The 18096-nt window shown below is 73.3% G+C and carries 21 protein-coding genes and 1 tRNA gene; 10 read left to right on the forward strand and 12 right to left on the reverse strand.

Features of this window, described 5'->3' with window-relative positions:
- The first annotated feature begins 2 nt into the window (after positions 1-2).
- Positions 3-455, forward strand: coding sequence for a hypothetical protein (locus VK640_15410; GenBank protein ID HTE74564.1), 453 nt, complete (start codon positions 3-5; stop codon positions 453-455).
- 21 nt (positions 456-476) lie between these two features.
- Here the strand turns inward: VK640_15410 and VK640_15415 are convergent, their stop codons facing one another.
- Positions 477-1094, reverse strand: a complete 618-nt coding sequence (locus VK640_15415) for a DUF5324 family protein (GenBank protein HTE74565.1) — start codon at positions 1092-1094, stop codon at positions 477-479.
- A 184-nt stretch (positions 1095-1278) separates the two neighbouring features.
- Here VK640_15415 and VK640_15420 point away from each other — a divergent pair, with 184 nt between their 5' ends.
- Genes VK640_15420 through VK640_15430 form a run of 3 tightly spaced genes read left to right on the forward strand, consistent with a single transcriptional unit; the run spans position 1279 to position 3853 of the window.
- Positions 1279-1809 (forward strand): peptidylprolyl isomerase, encoded by a 531-nt coding sequence (locus VK640_15420; protein HTE74566.1) that lies wholly within the window; start codon positions 1279-1281, stop codon positions 1807-1809.
- 4 nt (positions 1810-1813) lie between these two features.
- Positions 1814-2704 (forward strand): rhomboid family intramembrane serine protease, encoded by an 891-nt coding sequence (locus tag VK640_15425; GenBank protein HTE74567.1) that lies wholly within the window; start codon positions 1814-1816, stop codon positions 2702-2704.
- Between the two features lie 3 nt (positions 2705-2707).
- Positions 2708-3853, forward strand: a complete 1146-nt coding sequence (locus tag VK640_15430; GenBank protein ID HTE74568.1) for an acetyl-CoA C-acyltransferase — start codon at positions 2708-2710, stop codon at positions 3851-3853.
- 105 nt (positions 3854-3958) lie between these two features.
- Here VK640_15430 and crgA read toward each other — a convergent pair whose 3' ends face one another.
- Entirely contained in the window at positions 3959-4273 is a 315-nt protein-coding gene (gene crgA / locus VK640_15435; GenBank protein ID HTE74569.1) for a cell division protein CrgA, read from the reverse strand.
- 104 nt (positions 4274-4377) lie between these two features.
- On the opposite strand from crgA, the gene VK640_15440 reads away from it, so the two are divergent.
- Genes VK640_15440 through VK640_15455 form a run of 4 tightly spaced genes read left to right on the forward strand, consistent with a single transcriptional unit; the run spans position 4378 to position 6596 of the window.
- Positions 4378-5106, forward strand: coding sequence for a DUF881 domain-containing protein (locus VK640_15440; GenBank protein HTE74570.1), 729 nt, complete (start codon positions 4378-4380; stop codon positions 5104-5106).
- Positions 5103-5780: a class E sortase gene (locus VK640_15445; protein ID HTE74571.1), complete on the forward strand. Its 678-nt coding sequence runs from the start codon at positions 5103-5105 to the stop codon at positions 5778-5780. The genes VK640_15440 and VK640_15445 overlap by 4 nt, the downstream gene beginning before the upstream one ends.
- Positions 5780-5938: a hypothetical protein gene (locus tag VK640_15450; protein ID HTE74572.1), complete on the forward strand. Its 159-nt coding sequence runs from the start codon at positions 5780-5782 to the stop codon at positions 5936-5938. Before VK640_15445 ends, VK640_15450 begins: the two co-directional genes overlap by 1 nt.
- A 10-nt stretch (positions 5939-5948) precedes the next feature.
- Positions 5949-6596 carry an aminodeoxychorismate/anthranilate synthase component II gene (locus VK640_15455; GenBank protein ID HTE74573.1) on the forward strand — a complete coding sequence of 216 codons (648 nt, stop codon included), beginning with the start codon at positions 5949-5951 and terminating at the stop codon, positions 6594-6596.
- On the opposite strand, the gene pknB is transcribed toward VK640_15455, so the two are convergent.
- From pknB to VK640_15490, 7 genes are read right to left on the reverse strand one after another with little or no spacing between them, the layout of a single operon-like run.
- A complete protein-coding gene (gene pknB, locus VK640_15460) occupies positions 6593-8335 on the reverse strand; it encodes a Stk1 family PASTA domain-containing Ser/Thr kinase (protein ID HTE74574.1) in 1743 nt (580 codons plus the stop codon). The two genes, VK640_15455 and pknB, sit on opposite strands and share 4 nt — an antisense overlap.
- Entirely contained in the window at positions 8332-9819 is a 1488-nt protein-coding gene (locus VK640_15465; protein ID HTE74575.1) for a protein kinase, read from the reverse strand. Before VK640_15465 ends, pknB begins: the two co-directional genes overlap by 4 nt.
- Positions 9816-11264 (reverse strand): penicillin-binding protein 2, encoded by a 1449-nt coding sequence (locus tag VK640_15470; protein HTE74576.1) that lies wholly within the window; start codon positions 11262-11264, stop codon positions 9816-9818. The genes VK640_15465 and VK640_15470 overlap by 4 nt, the downstream gene beginning before the upstream one ends.
- On the reverse strand, positions 11261-12667 hold the full coding sequence (locus VK640_15475) for an FtsW/RodA/SpoVE family cell cycle protein (GenBank protein ID HTE74577.1): 1407 nt from the start codon (positions 12665-12667) through the stop codon (positions 11261-11263). The genes VK640_15470 and VK640_15475 overlap by 4 nt, the downstream gene beginning before the upstream one ends.
- The gene (locus tag VK640_15480; protein HTE74578.1) at positions 12664-14040 is read right to left on the reverse strand and encodes a PP2C family serine/threonine-protein phosphatase; all 1377 of its coding nucleotides are present in this window, start codon (positions 14038-14040) and stop codon (positions 12664-12666) included. Before VK640_15480 ends, VK640_15475 begins: the two co-directional genes overlap by 4 nt.
- Before the next feature lie 6 nt (positions 14041-14046).
- Entirely contained in the window at positions 14047-14538 is a 492-nt protein-coding gene (locus tag VK640_15485) for an FHA domain-containing protein (protein HTE74579.1), read from the reverse strand.
- A 5-nt stretch (positions 14539-14543) separates the two neighbouring features.
- Complete coding sequence (locus VK640_15490) at positions 14544-15251, reverse strand: DUF3662 and FHA domain-containing protein (protein HTE74580.1); 708 nt, start codon at positions 15249-15251, stop codon at positions 14544-14546.
- 220 nt (positions 15252-15471) lie between these two features.
- Here VK640_15490 and VK640_15495 point away from each other — a divergent pair.
- A tRNA-Leu gene (locus VK640_15495) sits at positions 15472-15558 on the forward strand.
- 63 nt (positions 15559-15621) lie between these two features.
- Here VK640_15495 and VK640_15500 read toward each other — a convergent pair.
- Complete coding sequence (locus VK640_15500) at positions 15622-16248, reverse strand: NAD(P)H-dependent oxidoreductase (protein HTE74581.1); 627 nt, start codon at positions 16246-16248, stop codon at positions 15622-15624.
- 115 nt (positions 16249-16363) lie between these two features.
- On the opposite strand from VK640_15500, the gene VK640_15505 reads away from it, so the two are divergent.
- Entirely contained in the window at positions 16364-16804 is a 441-nt protein-coding gene (locus VK640_15505) for a MarR family transcriptional regulator (protein ID HTE74582.1), read from the forward strand.
- Here VK640_15505 and VK640_15510 read toward each other — a convergent pair.
- Together VK640_15510 and VK640_15515 are read right to left on the reverse strand one after the other, a co-directional pair.
- Positions 16785-17042 (reverse strand): hypothetical protein, encoded by a 258-nt coding sequence (locus VK640_15510; GenBank protein ID HTE74583.1) that lies wholly within the window; start codon positions 17040-17042, stop codon positions 16785-16787. The two genes, VK640_15505 and VK640_15510, sit on opposite strands and share 20 nt — an antisense overlap.
- A gap of 155 nt (positions 17043-17197) precedes the next feature.
- A complete protein-coding gene (locus VK640_15515; protein ID HTE74584.1) occupies positions 17198-17917 on the reverse strand; it encodes a CAP domain-containing protein in 720 nt (239 codons plus the stop codon).
- Positions 17918-18096: the final 179 nt, after the last annotated feature.

The following is an 18096-nucleotide window of genomic DNA, read 5'->3' on the forward strand; positions in this document are numbered from 1 at the left end:
TGATGTCGCCGGGTCTGTTCCAGTCGCTCGCTGCCCGCGGTCGCACCACGACCCTGCTGGTGGCCGCGGCGCTCCTGGGCGGGATCGGCGGGGCCTGGGCGGTCGCCGGGGCGCCGGGCCTGGACGGGGTCAGCGAGGTGCGCACGGTGGCCGACGGGTCCGAGACCCCGGACAGCACGCAGGCCACCGGGCGGCCCACCGACGCGGGTCGACCCTCCGACGCCGGCAAGCCGGAGAAGACCGGCGAGGCGGACAAGGCCGACCGGCCGGACAAGACCGGCAAGCCGGAGACGGCGAAGACCGGTGCCGACGGGGCGCAGGGCTTGCACGGCCGGTGCGTGTCGGCGGTGGCCCGCAGCGACGCGACCGGCGGCGAGAACGACAACCACGGCGGCGCCGTGTCGGCTGCAGCCCGGGACTGCCCCCGGCCCAGCCCGGCGACGACCGACGACTGAGCGGCCGACCGTTGCTGGCCGTCAGCTCTTCTTGGTGGCGCCCTTGCTGGCGGCGTCCGATACCTTCTTGGCGTTGCCCGGGGTGACCGGCTCGATCACCGGCTCGGTCGCCGCCGGCGAGCCGTCCTCCACCGCCGTCGCCTCGTCGACCGCGTCGGCGAGGGCCTCGTCCGGGCCGGCACCGCCCGGGTCGTCGGTCGCCGGCCGCACCGGCGAGACGGTGCTCATGGACGTCGTGCCGCTGTCCGACGTCCACGGCGAGACCGGGTCATCGCTCTGCTGCTGGGACGCCCAGGCCTTCCAGCCGGCATAGGCCGCACCCAGGACGGTGGCCAGCAGGAACAACTTGCGGAGGCGGTGCTTCTTGGGCTTCGGGGCCTCGACCTCACCCTTCAGGGCGGCCAGGGCGGCACTCCCCCGGGAGGCGGCCTCGGTGCGCACCGGTTCCGACGCGGCCAGCGCCGCGGTGACCGCGCCGGCCACCACCGGCAGCACGTCGGTCTTGACCTTGTCGACCCCGCTCTCGACCTTGGGGGCGGCCCAGTCCCTCGCGGTCTCGACCTTGGGGGCGGCCCAGTCCTTGGTCGCGACGGCGACGGGGCGGCTCTTGCTCTTGCGCAGGGTGAGGGTGCGGGACACGGAGAACCTCCCGGTCGGATGCGATCGGCGTAGTGCGGTCCTGCCCAGCATCCTCCTGCCGAAACCGGAGGCCTCCCGCGGGTGGCGCCCGTGCCCGACCGTGCGAGGATGGCCATTCCCCCACACGTCGGCGTGGTGCCTGGCAGTGCCCTGTCACCCCCGCCCGAGGACGAGAAGAGGCACCGTGGCCGAGGAGCTCTACGCCACCCTGAAGACCAACCACGGCGACATCGAGGTGAAGCTCTTCCCCAACCACGCGCCCAAGACCGTCGCCAACTTCACCGAGCTGGCCGAGGGCAAGCGCGAGTGGGTCGACCCCCGCACCGGTCAGAAGAGCAGCGACCGCCTCTACGACGGGACGGTCTTCCACCGGGTCATCTCCGGCTTCATGATCCAGGGCGGCGACCCCCTCGGGACGGGCACCGGCGGCCCCGGCTACCGCTTCGCCGACGAGTTCCACCCCGAGCTGCAGTTCGACCGGCCCTACCTGCTCGCGATGGCCAACGCGGGCCCGGGCACCAACGGCTCGCAGTTCTTCATCACGGTCGGCCCCACGCCGCACCTCAACCGGCGCCACACGATCTTCGGCGAGGTGGCCGACGGCAGCAGCCGGCAGGTGGTCGACGCGATCGCCGGCACCTCCACCGGCGGGATGGACCGGCCGGTCGAGGACGTCGTGATCGACACCATCGAGGTCGAGCGGCGCGACGCCTGACCCGGTGACCGCGCAACCCCCGGAGGGCTCGGCGCCCGGCACGTCGTCGGCCGAGCCCGCCACCTGCTACCGCCACCCGGACCGCGAGGCCTACGTCCGCTGCGTCCGGTGCGAGCGGCGGATCTGCCCGGACTGCATGGTCCCGGCGTCGGTCGGCTTCCAGTGCCCGGAGTGCGTCAAGTCGGGCAACAAGGAGGTCCGGACCGCCCGCACCCTCTTCGGCGGCCGGGTCACCGACGACCCCGGCTGGGTGAGCAAGGTGCTCATCGCCGTCAACGTCGTCGCGTACGTCCTCCAGCAGGTCTCCGACGACTTCACCCGGCGGTTCTACGACATCGGCGCGGTGCCACCTCCCCCGTTCGGCGACCCGGTGATCGGGGTTGCGGCCGGCGAGTACTACCGGCTGCTCACCTCCGCCTTCCTGCACGGCGGCATCGTGCACTTGCTGCTGAACATGTACGCGCTCTACCTCTTCGGCCCCCAGCTCGAGGCCGCCCTCGGCCGGCTGCGGTTCATCGTGCTGTACGTCGTCTCCGCTCTCGGGGGCAGCGCGCTGTCCTACGCCTTCGCCTCCCCGGTCCAGCCGTCGCTGGGGGCGTCGGGCGCTGTCTTCGGGCTCCTCGGGGCCTACCTGGTCATCAACCGGCGGCTCGGCCGCAGCAACACGCCGGTCCTCATGCTGCTGGCGATCAACCTGGCCTACGGCTTCCTGGTCCCCAACATCGACTGGCGCGCGCACCTCGGCGGCCTGGTCACGGGCGGCCTCGTCGCCGCGTCGATCGCCTACGCGCCGACCCGGCGGCGCAACCTGGTGCAGGCCGCCGGGATCGCGCTCATCGTGCTGGTGATGGTCGGCATCGTCGTGTGGCGGACCGCGGACCTGCAAGGAGGCTAGGGAGTGGGACCGGCTCGGGACGCGGTGGTCGTCGACGCGGTGCGCACCCCGGTGGGACGTCGCGGCGGCGGGCTGGCCGGCGTCCACCCGGTGGACCTGTCCGCGCACGTCCTGGAGGCACTCGCCGCCCGCACCGGTCTTGACCCGGCCGTCGTCGACGACGTCGTGTGGGGCTGCGTCTCCCAGACCGGTGAACAGGCCGTCAACGTCGCCCGCAACGCGGTCCTCGCAGCGGGATGGCCCGAGGACGTGGTCGGGATGACTGTCGACCGGCAGTGCGGGTCCTCGCAGCAGGCGGTGCACGTGGCGGCCGCGGGCGTGGTGGCCGGGCACTACGACGTCGCGGTCGCCGGCGGGGTCGAGTCGATGAGCCGGGTGCCCATGCTGTGCACCATCACCCAGGGGCCCGGCCTGCCCTTCGGCCCCCGGATGAGCGCCCGCTACGACGACGGGCTGGTCCCGCAGGGCGTGAGCGCCGAGATCGTGGCCGAGCGCTGGGCGCTGTCCCGCACCGACGTCGATCAGATCGCCGTACGCAGCCACGCCCGGGCGGCCGAGGCCACCGACAGCGGCTCGGTCGAGCCGGAGCTGGCCCCGGTCGCCGGTGTGGCGGTCGACGAGGGCATCCGCCGCGGCACCGACCTCGAGACCCTGGCCGGGCTGCGCACGGTGTTCCGCGAGGACGGCGTGGTCACGGCCGGCAACTCGTCGCAGATCTCCGACGGTGCCGCCGCGCTGCTGGTGACGACAAGCGAGGTGGCGGCCCGGCACGGCTGGCGTCCGCTGGCCCGGGTGCACGCCGTGTCCCGAGCAGGCGTCGACCCGGTCACCATGCTGACGGCTCCGATCGCGGCGACGGCGCGGGTGCTGCAGCGGGCCGGGCTCGGCCTGGACGAGATCGACGTGTTCGAGGTGAACGAGGCGTTCGGGTCGGTCGTCGGGGCCTGGCTGGCGGAGACCGGGGCCGACCCGGCGCGGGTCAACCCGCGCGGAGGAGCCATCGCCCTGGGCCACCCGCTCGGCGGCTCCGGCGCCCGGCTGATGACGACGCTCCTGCACCACCTGGCTGCCACCGGCGGGCGGTGGGGGCTGCAGACGATGTGCGAGGGCGGCGGGATGGCCGACGCCACGGTCCTGGAGCGGCTCTAGGCGGGTTGTCCACATTGGGGACAACGGGTGTGGACGGATTACACCGGTGTGTTTCGGCTGGTCAGCCCGTGTTCGCCGGGCGGACGGGTGCCGGTGGCCGCCCGTTCACTTCCAGCGGGTCGACAGGATGAAGCCGACGACGATGAGACCGAAGCCGATCGCCATGTTCCACAGGCCGATGCTGCCGATCGGGTAGTCGGTCTGGGTGACGTAGTACACGACCACCCAGAGCAGGCCGACCACGAAGCAGGTGACCATGAGGGGGGCGAGCCAGCGCGGGCTGCCGATGCGTACCGCGTCGGAGCGCTCGTTGGGCGGGGTGAACGCGAAGCGGCGGCGGCTGCGGGACTTGGGCACCGGACCTCTCTCTTCCTTGCTCGGCGGCGGCAGGGCGCCGACTGTGTCGACCAGCGCGGCCATCGCCCGGACGGCACCAACGGCGGCGCTCGTTCGTCGGTTAGCGTACGGGCGCGGGCCTCGAGGAGGTCAGCGTAGCGGCGGGACGGCCCCGCCCGGGGCGGGAGGTGAGCGTGTCCGTCGTGTGGCGCGTCGCTGCTCCCGTCGCGTTCGCCACCGCCGGCATCCTGTTCGCGACCAGCGCGGGCGTCTCGCAGGGTGCCGACCTGCGCGGCGGGTCGCGCAGCGACCTGGCCGACCTGATCCGGGCCGAGCAGAGCCGCGCGGACGACACCTCGGAGCGGGTGGACCGGCTGCGCCAGGAGGTCCGGGTCGCCACCGAGCAGGCGGGCACGACCGACCGCCGGGTCGCCGCCGTGGCGCGCCGCTCGCGGGCCCTCGAGCTGGTGGCCGGCACCAGGGCGGTCCGCGGGCCAGGCCTGCGGGTCACGCTGGACGACGCGCCCCGGTCCGGTGACCGGGTCCTGCCCGAGGACACCAGCCCGGACGACCTGGTGGTCCACCAGCAGGACCTCCAGGCGGTCGTCAACGCGCTGTGGGCGGGTGGCGCCGAGGCGCTGCAGATCATGGACCAGCGGGTGGTCAGCACCAGCGCGGTCCGGTGCGTGGGCGCCACGCTGATCCTCCAAGGCCGGCTCTACTCTCCGCCCTACCACGTCACGGCCATCGGCGACCCCCAGCGGCTGTCCGAGGCCCTGGACACCTCTCCGGGAGTGCAGCTGTACCTCTACTACGCCGACACGTACGGCCTCGACTACGGGACCGAGGAGCTGGACGACGTACGACTGCCGGGCTATGACGGATCGCTCGACCTCCTGCACGCAGGACCGGGGTGAGCGCCGTCCGCACCGCGACGCGCGGCGTCGGTGAGCTGTTCGTCACCGCCGGCCTGGTGCTGCTGCTCTTCGTCACCTACCAGCTGGTGTGGACCAACTTCGAGGCCAACCGCGCGCAGGACGGGGTCAGCGACCAGATCCGCGACGACTGGCAGCGCCCCGCGGCGAGCGGCCGGACCGGTGCCGTGGGGCGGGTCACCGACTTCGGCGAGGGCTTCGCGTTCATGCACATCCCCCGGCTCGGCAGGAGGTACTCGGTGCCGGTGGTGGAGGGCGTGTCGCTCGACGACCTGGCGAAGGGCGTCGGGCACTACCCCAAGACCGTGCTCCCGGGTGAGGTGGGCAACTTCGCCGTCGCCGGCCACCGGGCCACCCACGGGGAGCCGTTCGCCTACCTGGACGAGGTGCGCAAGGGCGACGCCGTCGTGGTCGAGACCCAGGAGGACTGGTACGTCTACGTGATCGACCGCACCAAGATCGTGCAGCCCACCGACACGTGGGTCATCGAGCCGGTCCCGGGCCGGCCGGACGCCGTCCCCACCGAACGACTGATCACGCTCACCACGTGCAACCCGCGCTGGGCGTCGACCGAGCGGCTGATCGTCTGGGGGCACCTGGACAGCCGCCGGTCCAAGGCTGCGGGACAGCCCGCCGAGCTGCGGGCGGACGCCTGATGTACGCGTGGATCTGGCGTCACCTGCCCGGCTCGCTGCCGTTCCGGATCGTGCTCGCCGCGGCGATCGTCGTCGCCGTCGTGCTGCTGCTCTTCACCCGGGTCTTCCCCTGGGCCGAGCAGTCGCTGCCGTTCCTCAAGGTCACGGTCGATGAGTGAGGGCCCGAGCATGACGTCCCCGACCCCTGCTAGCAGCCTGCGGATCCTCGTCGTCGACAACTACGACAGCTTCGTCTTCAACCTCGTGCAGTACCTCGCCCAGCTGGGTGCCGACTGCACGGTGCTGCGCAACGACGAGGTGGGGCCGGACGAGGCGCTGGGCTACGACGGTGTCCTGCTCAGCCCCGGCCCCGGCACGCCGGAACGCGCCGGCGCCTGCATCGACATCGTCCGGGGGTGCGCCGGAACGGTCCCGGTGCTCGGCGTCTGCCTGGGGCACCAGGCGATCGCGGCTGCCTACGGCGCCATCGTCGAGCAGGCTCCGGAGCTGCTGCACGGCAAGACCAGCGCGGTGCTGCACGAGGGGGCGGGCGTGCTCGCCGGGCTGCCCAGCCCCTTCACCGCGACCCGCTACCACTCGCTGTCCGTCCGACCGGACTCGCTCCCGCCCGAGCTCGAGGTCACCGGCCGCACCGAGGGCGGTGTCGTGATGGCGCTGCGCCACCGCGACCTGGCCCTCGAGGGCGTGCAGTTCCACCCCGAGTCGGTCCTGACCGAGGGCGGCCACCGGCTGCTCGCGTCCTGGCTGGTCGCGTGCGGTGACCCGGCGGCGGCGGCGCGGGCCGAGGGCCTGGCGCCGGTGGTCCGCAGCGCCTAGGGCACCACCGAGGTCGACGGCGAGCTGGTGTCCGTCGGTGTCGGCGTCGGCGTCGGTGTGGGTGTCTCGGTGGGCGTCGGGGGCGCCTCGGCGACGGTGTAGGTCACCGTGGACCCGAGCCGGCGGGCCTCGCCGGCTCCGGGCGACTGGGAGACCACGGTGCCCGGGGCCGCCTGGTCGGTCTCCTCGGTGCGCTCCGACGGCTGGAACCCGGCGTCCTCGATCTCGGCCGCCGCCTGGTCCCCGGAGAGGCCGGTGACGTCAGGCACCCGGTTCTGGCCGCTCGCGTAGCGGATGTCGACCGTGCTGCCCTCGGGGACGGTCTCGCCCTCACCCGGCTCCACCCGCCGCACCGTCCCCTGCGGGTCCTTCGACGGGACCGGGGTGGTGTCGCCGACCTTCAGGCCGGCCTCGCGCAGCGCTTGCGACGCCTCGTCGAGGCTGAGCCCGACGATCTGCGGCACGCTGGTCTCGGCGACGCCGGCCGAGACGGTCACGTCGACGGTGTCGCCCTCCTCGACCTCGGTGGCCGACTCGGGTGTCTGGTCGATGATGTTGCCCTCGGGGACCTGCTCGTCCTCCTCCTCGGTGACCTCGCCCAGCTCGAGGTTGACCGCCTGCAGCTCGTTGCGCGCCTGCTGCGCGGTCAGCCCGGTGACGTCCGGCACCCGCACGGTCTCCCCGCCGCCCCCGGAGAAGATCTCGCGGCCGAACAGCGCGGCGAGCACGAAGACGGCGATGACGGCCAGGGCCAGCAGCGCGTAGCCGAACGCCCGGCCGCCCTTGCGGTCGTCCGGCGGCGTCGCCGCCGGGTAGGTGGCGGTGCCCGGCAGGACGTCGGTGCGGCCCATCGCCTGGGTGGCGTCCGCGGGGACGACCGGCGCGGCCACGGTCCGGCCGGCCTGGGCGGCCGCGATGTCGCGGCGCATCTCGTCGGCGGTCTGGTAGCGGCGCTCCCGGTCCTTGGTGAGGGCCTTGAGGACGATCGCGTCGGCGTTGCGCGGCAGGTCCGGATCCACGCTCGACGGCGGCGCCGGCTCCTCGCGCACGTGCTGGTAGGCGACGGAGACCGGGGAGTCGCCGACGAACGGCGGGCGCCCGGTCAGCAGCTCGTAGAGCAGGCAGCCGGTGGAGTAGATGTCGCTGCGTGCGTCGACCTGCTCGCCGCGCGCCTGCTCCGGGGAGAGGTACTGCGCCGTGCCGATCACCGCGGAGGTCTGGGTCATCGTGGCGCCGCTGTCGGCCACGGCGCGGGCGATGCCGAAGTCCATGACCTTCACGTCGCCGGAGCGGGTGAGCATGACGTTGGCCGGCTTGATGTCACGGTGCACGATGCCCTGCTGGTGGCTGTAGGCCAGCGCGGCCAGGACCGCGTCGGTGATCTCCATCGCTCGCTCGGGGACCAGCCGGTTGCCGGAGGACAGCAGCTCGCGCAGCGTCGACCCCTCGACGTACTCCATGACGATGTAGGGCACCGGGTTGCCGGCGAACTCGTCCTCGCCGGTGTCGTAGACGGCGACGATCGCGGGGTGGTTGAGGGAGGCCGCGGAGTGGGCCTCGCGGCGGAACCGGGCCTGGAACGACGGGTCGCGGGCCAGGTCGGGGCGCAGCATCTTGACGGCGACGGTGCGGCCCAGCCGGCTGTCACGGCCCAGGTGGACCTCGGCCATGCCTCCGCGTCCCAGCAGCTCCCCGATCTCGTATCGACCGCCCAGCTGCGCCGGCACTGCGGTGCTCACGCGTCGCCCTTCCTCTTGTCGTTGCCCTTGCCCTTGTCCCCGCCGTTGTCCCCGCCCTTGCCCTTCCCCTTGGTGCCGTCGCCGTTGTCGTCGTCGGCACCGGGTCCCTGGTCGGGCGTGGCGGCCACCACGTCGAGCGTGACCAGGCTCCCGGCCTCCACCGTCCCGGTGGGTGCGACCCCCTGCACCGTACCGACCGGACCGCCTCCAGCCGTGCGTTGGACGTCGACGGTGAGACCGAGTCCTTCGAGCTCGGTGCGCACGTCGGCGACCGAGCGTCCCAGGTAGTCCTGCTCCGCCACATCGACCGTGGTGGGCGCGGTGGCCTCGGCGGACGTCGGCCGGTCGGCTGCCGAGACCGCCCCGTCGGGGTCGCTGCCGCACGACCGGACCAGCAGGAGCACCGCGACGGCCGCGGCCGCGAGCACCAGGGCCGGCACCAGCCAGCGCGGCCGACCGGACGGGTCGGGCAGGCGGAAGCCCGGGTCGGTGTCGGGGTCGCGCTGGCCGCCGCCAGGAGCGCCCGGGCCACCCCGGGCGGTCCCCGCCGGCGGCGTGTCCGAGCCGGTCGCCACGTGCTCCGGCGTGAGCACCCGGGTCACGCCGGTCAGGTCCTCCGCGGGGTCCGCTGCGGCCGGTCCGGTACTCATCGCGCGCAGCGCCAGCGCCTCCGTGCCCAGCCGGCCGGCCGGTGCCGGCCGGTGCTGCGGGTCCTTGGCCAGCATCCGCATCACCAGGTCGCGGACCGGTGCCGGGACCGTGTCCGGCAGGGCCGGCGGCTCCTTGCTCACCTGGGCCAGCGCCACGCTGACCGGGGTGTCGCCGGCGAACGGGCGCCGCCCGGTGAGGCACTCGTAGGCCACGATGCCGAGGGAGTAGACGTCGCTGGCGGGGGTGACCGAATGACCGCTCGCCTGCTCGGGCGAGATGTAGTAGGCGGTCCCCATGATCGCGCCGGTCTGGGTCAGCGGGACCGAGTTGGCCGCCCGCGCGATACCGAAGTCGGTGATCTTCACCTCGCCGCCGGGCATGACCAGGATGTTGCCCGGCTTGACGTCGCGGTGGATCACGCCGGCGTCGTGCGCTGCCTGCAGCCCGAGCGCGGCCTGCCCGACGAGGTGCATGGTGCGGCCCGGGTCGAGCCGGCCCTCCCGGCTGATCAGCGAGGACAGCGGCTCGCCCGGCACGTGCTCCATCACCAAGAAGGGACTGCCCGGCTCGCCCGGCTGCCCGGCGTCGCCCTCGCCGAAGTCGTAGACGGCGGCGATGTTGGGGTGCGAGAGGTTGGCCGTGTGCCGGGCCTCGGCCTGGAACCGCGCCAGGAACACCGGGTCGTCTGCGTAGGCGCGGCGGAGGACCTTGACCGCCACCTCGCGGCCGAGCACGTCGTCCCGGCCGCGCCACACCTCCCCCATGCCGCCGCCGGCGATCCGGTCGACGAGCCGGTAGCGGCCGCCCAGGACGTGGTCCGCCGCGAGGGTCACCGCTGCAGCACCGCCTCCATGACGGCCCGGGCGATCGGCGCGGCGAGCTGGTTGCCGCTCACCTCCGCGGCGCCGCCGCCGTCCTCGAGCACCACCGCGACGGCCACCTGAGCCTCGGTGTCGGACGGCGCGAACGACACGAACCAGGCGTGCGGCTTGCGGCCCTCCCCCTGCTGCGCGGTGCCGGTCTTGCCGGCCACCTTGACGCCCGGGATCTGCGCGTTGGTGCCGGTGCCTGCGTCGACGACCTGGGTCATCATCTCGGCCAGCTCGGCCGCGGTCTGCGGGCTGATCGCCGTGTCCACCTCGCGGGGGCGCGCGCTGTCGATGACCGACAGGTCCGGGGCCTGCACCTCCTGCACGAGGTACGGCGCCATGAGCACCCCGCGGTTGGCCACCGCGGCCGCCACCATCGCCATCTGCAGCGGGGTGGCCCGCACGTCGAACTGGCCGATGGCGGACTGCGCGGTCTGCGGCAGGTCGGGGTCCTCCGGGAAGTAGCTCGCGACGCTGCGCATCGGCACCTCGAACGCCTGGTTGAACCCGAACTTCTCGGCCTGCGCGCGGAGCGCGTCGTCGCCGAGCTCGAGTCCGATCTTGCCGAAGGCCGCGTTGCAGGACCGCATCAGCGCCTCGGTCAGCGTGGGGTCGCCGCCGAAGCAGGGCAGGCCGTCGAAGTTCGGCAGCGGCGCGTCGGTCTGCGGCAGGTCGAGCGCGGCGCCGCCGTAGACCGGCGAGTCCGGGTTGTAGCGCCCGCTCTCGAGTGCGGCGGCCGAGGTCACGATCTTGAACGTCGAGCCCGGCGGGTAGGTCTGGCGCAGCGCGCGGTCGAGCATCGGTCGCGACGCCTTGCGGTCCAGCCGCTCGTAGTTGAGGCGCACCTCGGCGGGCGAGTGCGACGCGAGGAGGTTCGGGTCGTACGACGGGCTGGTCGCCAGCGCGAGGATCGCCCCGGTCGTGGGGTCGATCGCGACGACGGCCCCCCGGCGGCCGGCCAGGCCGTCGAACGCTGCCCTCTGGGCCTGCGGGTCCAGGGTGAGGGCGACGCTGCCGCCCTTGGGCGACGCCCCCGTCAGCAGGTCGATGACCCGTCGGACGAACAGCGCGTCGTCGGTGCCGGCCAGGATCGAGTTGGCCTCCCGCTCGATGCCGCTGGACCCGTAGACCAGCGAGTAGAAGCCGGTCGCCGGTGCATAGAGCTCGCCGTCGGAGTACCGCCGGAGGTACTTGAGCCGGTCGTCGGTCTCCTCGCTGAAGGCGACCGGCTTGCCCGCGACCAGGATCGGGCCGCGCTCCCGGGAGTACTCCTCGGCGATCAGCCGCGGGTTGTTGCTGTCGTTGTGCAGGTCCTCGGCGCGGACCACCTGCAGGTAGTTGACGTTGAGCAGCAGCAGCCCGAACAGCAGCATGACGGCGACGGACAGCCGGCGCAGCGGTGCGTTCATCGCGGGCTCACCCGCACTACCTGGGTCTTCGCGTCCTGCAGGGAGACCGCGGGCGGCGGCGCCGGACGCCGCGCGGCGTCGCTGATCCGCAGGAGCAGCGCGACGATCGCCCAGTTGGCGACGAGGGACGAGCCGCCGTAGGACAGGAACGGCATCGTCAGGCCGGTCAGCGGGATCAGCCGGGTCACACCACCGACGACGACGAACACCTGCAGCGCGATCGAGAAGGCGAGGCCGGCTGCGAGCAGCTTGCCGAACGAGTCCCGGACCGCGATCGAGGTGCGCAGGCCGCGCTGCACGACGATCGCGTAGAGGACGAGCACCGCCATCAGCCCGGCCAGCCCGAGCTCCTCCCCGATGGCGGCGACGATGAAGTCCGTCTGCGCGTAGGGCACGATCTCCGGCCGGCCCTGGCCGAGTCCCTTGCCGAGCAGGCCGCCGGTCCCCATGCCGAACAGCCCCTGCACCAGCTGGTAGCTGTCGTCGTTGACGTTGCGCGGCGCGAACGCGTTGAGCCAGATGTCGACGCGCTCCCGGACGTGACCGAACAGCGTCCAGGCGAGGAAGGACCCGCTGAGGAAGAGTGCGACGCCGATGAGCAGCCAGGACAGCCGCTCGGTGGCGACGTACAGCATGGCGATGAACACCCCGAAGAAGAGCAGCGACGTGCCCAGGTCACGCTCGAAGACCAGCACGCCGAGGCTGGCCGCCCACGCCACCAGGACCGGCCCGAGGTCGCGGGCCCGGGGCAGGTCGATGCCGGCCACCCGGCGCCCCGCCAGCGCCAGGACGTCGCGCTTGACGACCAGGTAGCCGGCGAAGAACACCAGCAGCACGATCTTGGCGAGCTCGCCGGGCTGGAACGAGAAGCCCAGCAGCCGGATCCAGATCCGGGCGCCGTTGATCGTGGTGCCGATCAGCGGCAGCAGCGGCAGGAGCAGCAGCCCGAGACCGATGACCATCGCGGTGTAGGTGAACCGCTGGAGCACCCGGTGGTCGCGCACGAGCAGCAGGACGGCCACGAAGAGCGCGACACCTACCGCGGTCCAGGTCAGCTGGGCGGGTGCCGCGGCGGAGGGGACGTCGGTGCCGAGGGACTCCGCCCGGTCGGCGTAGGCGAGGTCCAGGCGGTGGATGACCGCCAGCCCCAGCCCGTTGATGGCCGTGACGGCCGGGAGGAGCACCGGGTCGGCGTACGGCGCGAAGCGGCGCAGCACGATGTGCGCCGCGCCGAACAGCAGCGCCAGCCCCGCGCCGTAGCCGAGCATCCCTGCCGGCAGCTGGCCGTCGTGCGCGAGCCCCACCGAGGCGTAGGCGGCCATCGAGAGCGCCAGCGAGAACACCAGCAGGACGAGCTCGGTGCCCCGGCCGGTGGGCCGGCCGGCGGCGCGCTCGGGGCTCACGAGCCCTCCCCGCAGTCGGCGGCCGAGGCGCCGCCGTCCGTGCTGCCGGTCGGGCTGGGTGTCGGGCTGGCGCTGGGTTCCGGGCTGGCGCTCGGGCTCGCCCCGTCAGCGCCGGCGGTCGCGGTGGCGCTCGGGCTGGCGGACGGGCTGGGCGAGGCCGCCGCGGCGGCCTGCTCGCGGCAGAGCTCCGCCTGCTCGCGCAGCGTGGCGACGATGCGGCGGGCGTCGGTGAGCCCCGAGGTGGGGATGTCGGCCAGGACCCGCTGCTGCTGGTAGGGCGGCAGGTCGCCCAGCGCGATGTCCTCGTCGCTGTACAGCTCGGAGGTGGCGATCGGGCCGACGTCCTGGGTGAGGCCGCGGAAGATCGCGACGCTGCTGCCCTCGGCACCGACGTAGTACTGCGTCTGCGACCAGCGGTAGGCGCCGTAGCCGCCGACGCCGGCGAGGAGGAGCAGCACCAGCAGGGCGAGGAGCAGCCGACCGGTGCGCCGTCGTCGCGGCTCCGGCCCGGTGTCCTCGTCGCCCGGCCCGCCCTCCGGCGGCGGCCTGAGCGCGGCTGCCTTGCCGGCGGGGGTGTCGCCGGGGCCGCGCTGCGCGACTCCCTCGGCAGCCGCGCCCACGGTGACCGGGACCGCGGACGGTGGCTTGGTCTCGACCTCGACCACGTCGGCCACGATCGCCGTGATGTTGTCGGGGCCGCCGCCCTTGAGGGCGAGGTCGACCAGCCGCTCGACGACCACGTCGGTGTCGGCCTCGTCGAGCATCGTGTCCCGCAGGGTGTCCTCGCTGACGACGCCGGACAGGCCGTCGCTGCACAGCAGGTAGCGGTCGCCCGCCTTGGTCTCGCGGACCGACAGGTCGAGCTCGATGTCCTCACGCCCGTCGAGCGAGTTGGTGATGAGGTTGCGCTGCGGGTGGTGGTCCGCCTCCTCGGCCGTGATCCGGCCCTCGTCCACGAGCGTCTGCACGAACGTGTGGTCGTGCGTCAGCTGCTGCAGCGTCTCACCGCGTAGCAGGTAGGCCCGCGAGTCGCCGACGTGCACCAGGCCGAGTCGCGACCCGGCGCGCAGGAGGGCCGTGAGGGTCGTGCCCATGCCCTTGAGGTCGGGGTCGCCGTGCACCATGTCGCGGAGGTGGCGGTTGGCGTTGGTGACCGCGCCCGAGAGGCGCTCGAGCAGGTCACCGCCGGGCGAGTCCTCGTCGAGGGCGGCCATCGACGCGACGGCGACCGAGCTGGCCACCTCGCCCGCCGCGTGGCCACCGACGCCGTCGGCGATGACGAGCAGCCGGGGCCCGGCATAGCCGGAGTCCTCGTTGATCGCCCTGATCAGGCCGGTGTCCGACCGAGCGGCGTAGCGGAGTGCGAGCGCCATCCGCGGCTACTTCCTCAGCTCGACGACGGTCTTGCCGATGCGGACCGGCACGCCGATCTTCACAGGCGTGGGCGTGGTCACCTTGGTCCGGTCGATGTAGGTGCCGTTCGTCGAGCCCATGTCCTCGACGACCCACTGGCCGTCGCGGGGGTAGAAGCGGGCGTGCCGCCCGGACACGTAGTCGTCGTCCAGGACGATCGTCGACTCGTGCGAGCGGCCGAGCGTGACCGGCTGGTCCCCGAGGCGCACGGTGGTGCCGGACAGGGCGCCCTGGGTGACGACGAGGGAGCTGGGCTGCCCGCGCCGTCCCTTCGAGGGCTTCGGCTGCTTCTCGCGGCGGTCAGGGGCGGGGGCCGGCGCGGCCCTCCGGGCCGCCGGCCGGGTCGCGGTGCGGCGGCCGAACAGGTCGGACCGCATGACGCTCACCGCCGTGAGGACGAACATCCACAGCACGGCGAGGAAGCCGAGCCGGATGATCGTCAGCGTCAGCTCGGACATCTCGCTCACGAGCGACCCCGAGCGGGCTGCTCGTGGAAGACCACGGTCGTGGAGCCGAGAACGATCCGGGTGCCCTCGCGCAGCCGGGCCTCGCTGACCCGCTCGCCGTCGACGACCACCCCGTTCGTCGACCCGAGGTCCACGACCGTCACGTCTCCGCCTGAGCGGCGCAGCTCGGCATGGGTGCGGGAGATGCCGGGGTCGTCGATGCGCAGGTCGGCCTCGGCGCCGCGGCCGATGGTGGTGGAGGGCCGGGCCAGGGCGTACGTCGTCGAGCCCACCTCGACCCATGGCGTGGCCGCACCGGCGTGGCTGACCGTGTCCTGCGTCCGCCCGGTGGCCCCGGCCACGGCGGCGCTGCGGACGTGGAACCGACCGGTGTCGAGCTCGTCGTCGAGCTCGAACTCCACCGAGACCGGGCCGATGAACGCGTAGCGCTGCTCCTCGGCGTGCTCACGGACCATGTCGGCCAGCTCGGAGCCGAGCGCCTCGCGGTAGACCTCGAGCCGGGCGTGGTCGTGCTCGCCGAGCCCGACGGTGAACACGTTGGGGACCATGGTGCGGCCACGGGCGACGATGGCGGCCCGGTCGTCCAGCTCACGCTGGAGGGCGCTGGCGATCTCGACCGGCTGCACCTCGGCCTTGAAGGCGCGCGCGAAGGGCCGGTTCACCAGCTCCTCGACGCGTCGCTCGAACCGTTGCAGCACGCCCATCGGGGCCGGTCACCTCCATCCGTCTCGCACCGGCGAGTCACCGGTCAGTGGGGCGCCGCCAGCCGGCGGCGGGCTCCGAGGCCGGCGCGGACGCCGCGGACGCCGCGGCGCCCGGCCACGCGATGGTAGCCGGGCCGGTCGTGCCCCCTCGTTCCCCTCAGTCTGCGCCGGTACGCATCGCAGCGAGCACGGCGGGGCCGGTGCTAGGCTCTTCGGGCTCGCGCGAGTGGCGGAATAGGCAGACGCGCACGGTTCAGGTCCGTGTGCCCGAAAGGGTGTGGGGGTTCAACTCCCCCCTCGCGCACCACAGGCAGGCTGGCGGCCGGGGTCGCGTGACCTCGTGCCCTCGTGACCTCGTGCGGTTCTCGTCTCAGAAGGCCTTGGCCAGCTGGCGGGTCTCCTGCCGGGCCACTTCACGCATGGCGTCGGCGTCCGCGGTGGCGATGTTGGGCCGGAAGAACACCTCGGACACGTCCCGGACGCCTACCCACTCGAGCCAGTCGCGCAGGAACGGCGCCTGGAAGTCCGACCCGAAGGCCGGGCCACGGCCGGGACCGTAGATGGCCGCGGTGTAGAGGACGGCGGCCCTGCGGCCAGGGAGCAGGCCGGTGTAGCCCTCGACCGGGTCGAACGAGAAGACCATGCCGGGCTGGCTGACGACGTCGATCAGCTGCTTGAGCTTGTAGGGCACCGACGCGTTCCACATCGGGACGCTGAACAGGTACTGGTCGGCCGCGGCGAAGCGCTCGAAGGCGGCGGTGACCTCGCGCCAGGCGCCCACGGACGGGCCCTCGAGGTCGATGCCGGCGAACGTGTTCATCTTGCCCTCGGCCGCCGCGGCGCCGAACTCGGGCACCGAGCCGTCCCAGATGTCCCACTCCGCGATGGTGACGTCGGGGTGCTCGTCGGCGTACGTCCGCAGGAAGAGGTCGGCGAGCGCGCGGGACTCCGACGCGGCGCCGCGGGGGGATCCGGCGATGTGCAGCAGAGTGGTCATCGGGTGCTCCTCGGTTCCGGGCAATGGAAAATGCGTGCGCACGCACATAATAGCCGACGCGCTGGAGTCGCGTCAAGGTGCGTGCCGACGCACGCTGTTTGGTACGGTGCCGGTGGTGCCTCACGAGCCGGAGGGGATCGCCGCCTGGGCGGCGCTGCTGCGGGCGCACGCCGCCGTGGTGCCGAAGCTGGAGCGCCGGCTGACCGAGGCGGGCCTGCCGCTCCCGTGGTACGACGTCCTGCTCGTGCTGAACGCAGCGCCGGAGCGACGGCTGCGCATGACCGAGCTGGGCAGCCGGGCGGTGCTCAGCCGCGAGCGGGTCTCACGCGTGGTCACCGAGCTGGAGCGGGCCGGTCTGGTGCGCCGCGAGCCCAACCCGGAGGACGGCCGGTCGTCGTTCGCCACCGTGACGCCCGAGGGGCGCAGCCGGCTGCGCGCGGTCGCGCCGGTCTACCTCTCAGGCGTCCAGGAGCACTTCCTCGGCCACCTGGGCGCGCCCGAGCTGCGGACGCTGGCGGAGGCCCTCGGCCGGGTCGTCAGGGCCGAGGAGGGCTAGCGGGGGCAGCCGCCAGGCCGCCGACCAGAGCGTGGACGAGCAGCGGCACCTCGGCTCGGCGCAGCCGGAAGGTGGACACGCAGCTGGTCTCGTGCCAGAGGCTCAGCACCACCACGTCCGCCTCGTCGTGCCAGGTCACCCGCATCCAGCGGCCGCCACCTCGGGCGTCCGCGAGGATCTCGCCGCTCGCGGGCAGCGCGAGGAGGTCGTCCGCGGGCGTGCCGGCCGGCTCGGTCACGGGTTCAGTCTGCTGCCTCGGCCTGCGGGGTGGAAGCCCCCGAACCGGTGGCGCCGCAGCGGGACGCCCCGGTCGTGCCCATGGAACGGCGCCGGTCGCGGGCCCCTCCTCCCTCGACCGGCGCCGTCGCCAGCGCCTCGCCTCCCGGCGAGAAGTCAGAACAGCCGTGCCCAGGTGTGCCGGCCGACGTTGCCGCGACCCTGCCAGCCCAGCGACCGCTGGAAGCGGGAGACGGCGGACCTGGTGTAGCTGCCGTAGTAGCCGGTGGCGGTCACGCCCAGACGGGCCTGCACCTTCTTCACCGAGGAACCGGTGCTGCCGTAGGTCAGCTTGCCGGAGAAGCCCACGCTGACCGAGCTGGTCGTGACCCGCATCGGGCGGCGGAAGACCTCGGCGACCCAGACCCGGCCGTCGCGGACGACGGCGCCGACGCCCACCTCGGTGTAGTCGCGGTCGAGGACGTTGGCGCGGTGCGCCGGGGAGTTCATGAAGGCGACGTGCACGGTGAGCGCGTCGGGGCCGTAGCCGACGTTCTCGCCGACGTAGCGCCAGTTGTTGACGTCCGAGGTCAGCTGGGGGTTGTGGTAGAGCTTGTTCTGGCTGGCCATGGTGGCCGCCCACTGCCGGGCGACGGACACCAGGTGGCTGCGGGTGGCCAGCTTGGGGATCCCCTTCGCGGCACGAGCGGCGTTCATCTTCGTGGTGAAGACGTCCTCCACGCTGGTGGCATTGGCCGACCCTGCGGTGAGCGCGGCCAGCCCGACGAACGCGGTCAGGACGAGCGCCACGGAGACGATGGCAGCGGCGAAGCGGTTGCGACCCGACGGTGCGGCCGACTCGTCAGGGGTGGCCACGCGGGGGAGGGAGTTGTCCACGGTCCGGCGTCCTCGGTTCTGTGGGGGCGGGCTGGGCCCGTCCCGGGGCGGTTCTGCGTGCCCTTAAGTCGTCGGCCCCGCAGGGGAAGTGCTGGACTCTGCCGATCGGGTGACATCCCGTGCGGCAGACTTGACAGGTGCCCGAGCTGCCGGAGGTGCAGGCGCTGGTCGGCTTCCTG

It is taken from the genome of Actinomycetes bacterium (assembly GCA_035489715.1).
Classification (GTDB): Bacteria; Actinomycetota; Actinomycetes; order JACCUZ01; family JACCUZ01; genus DATHAP01.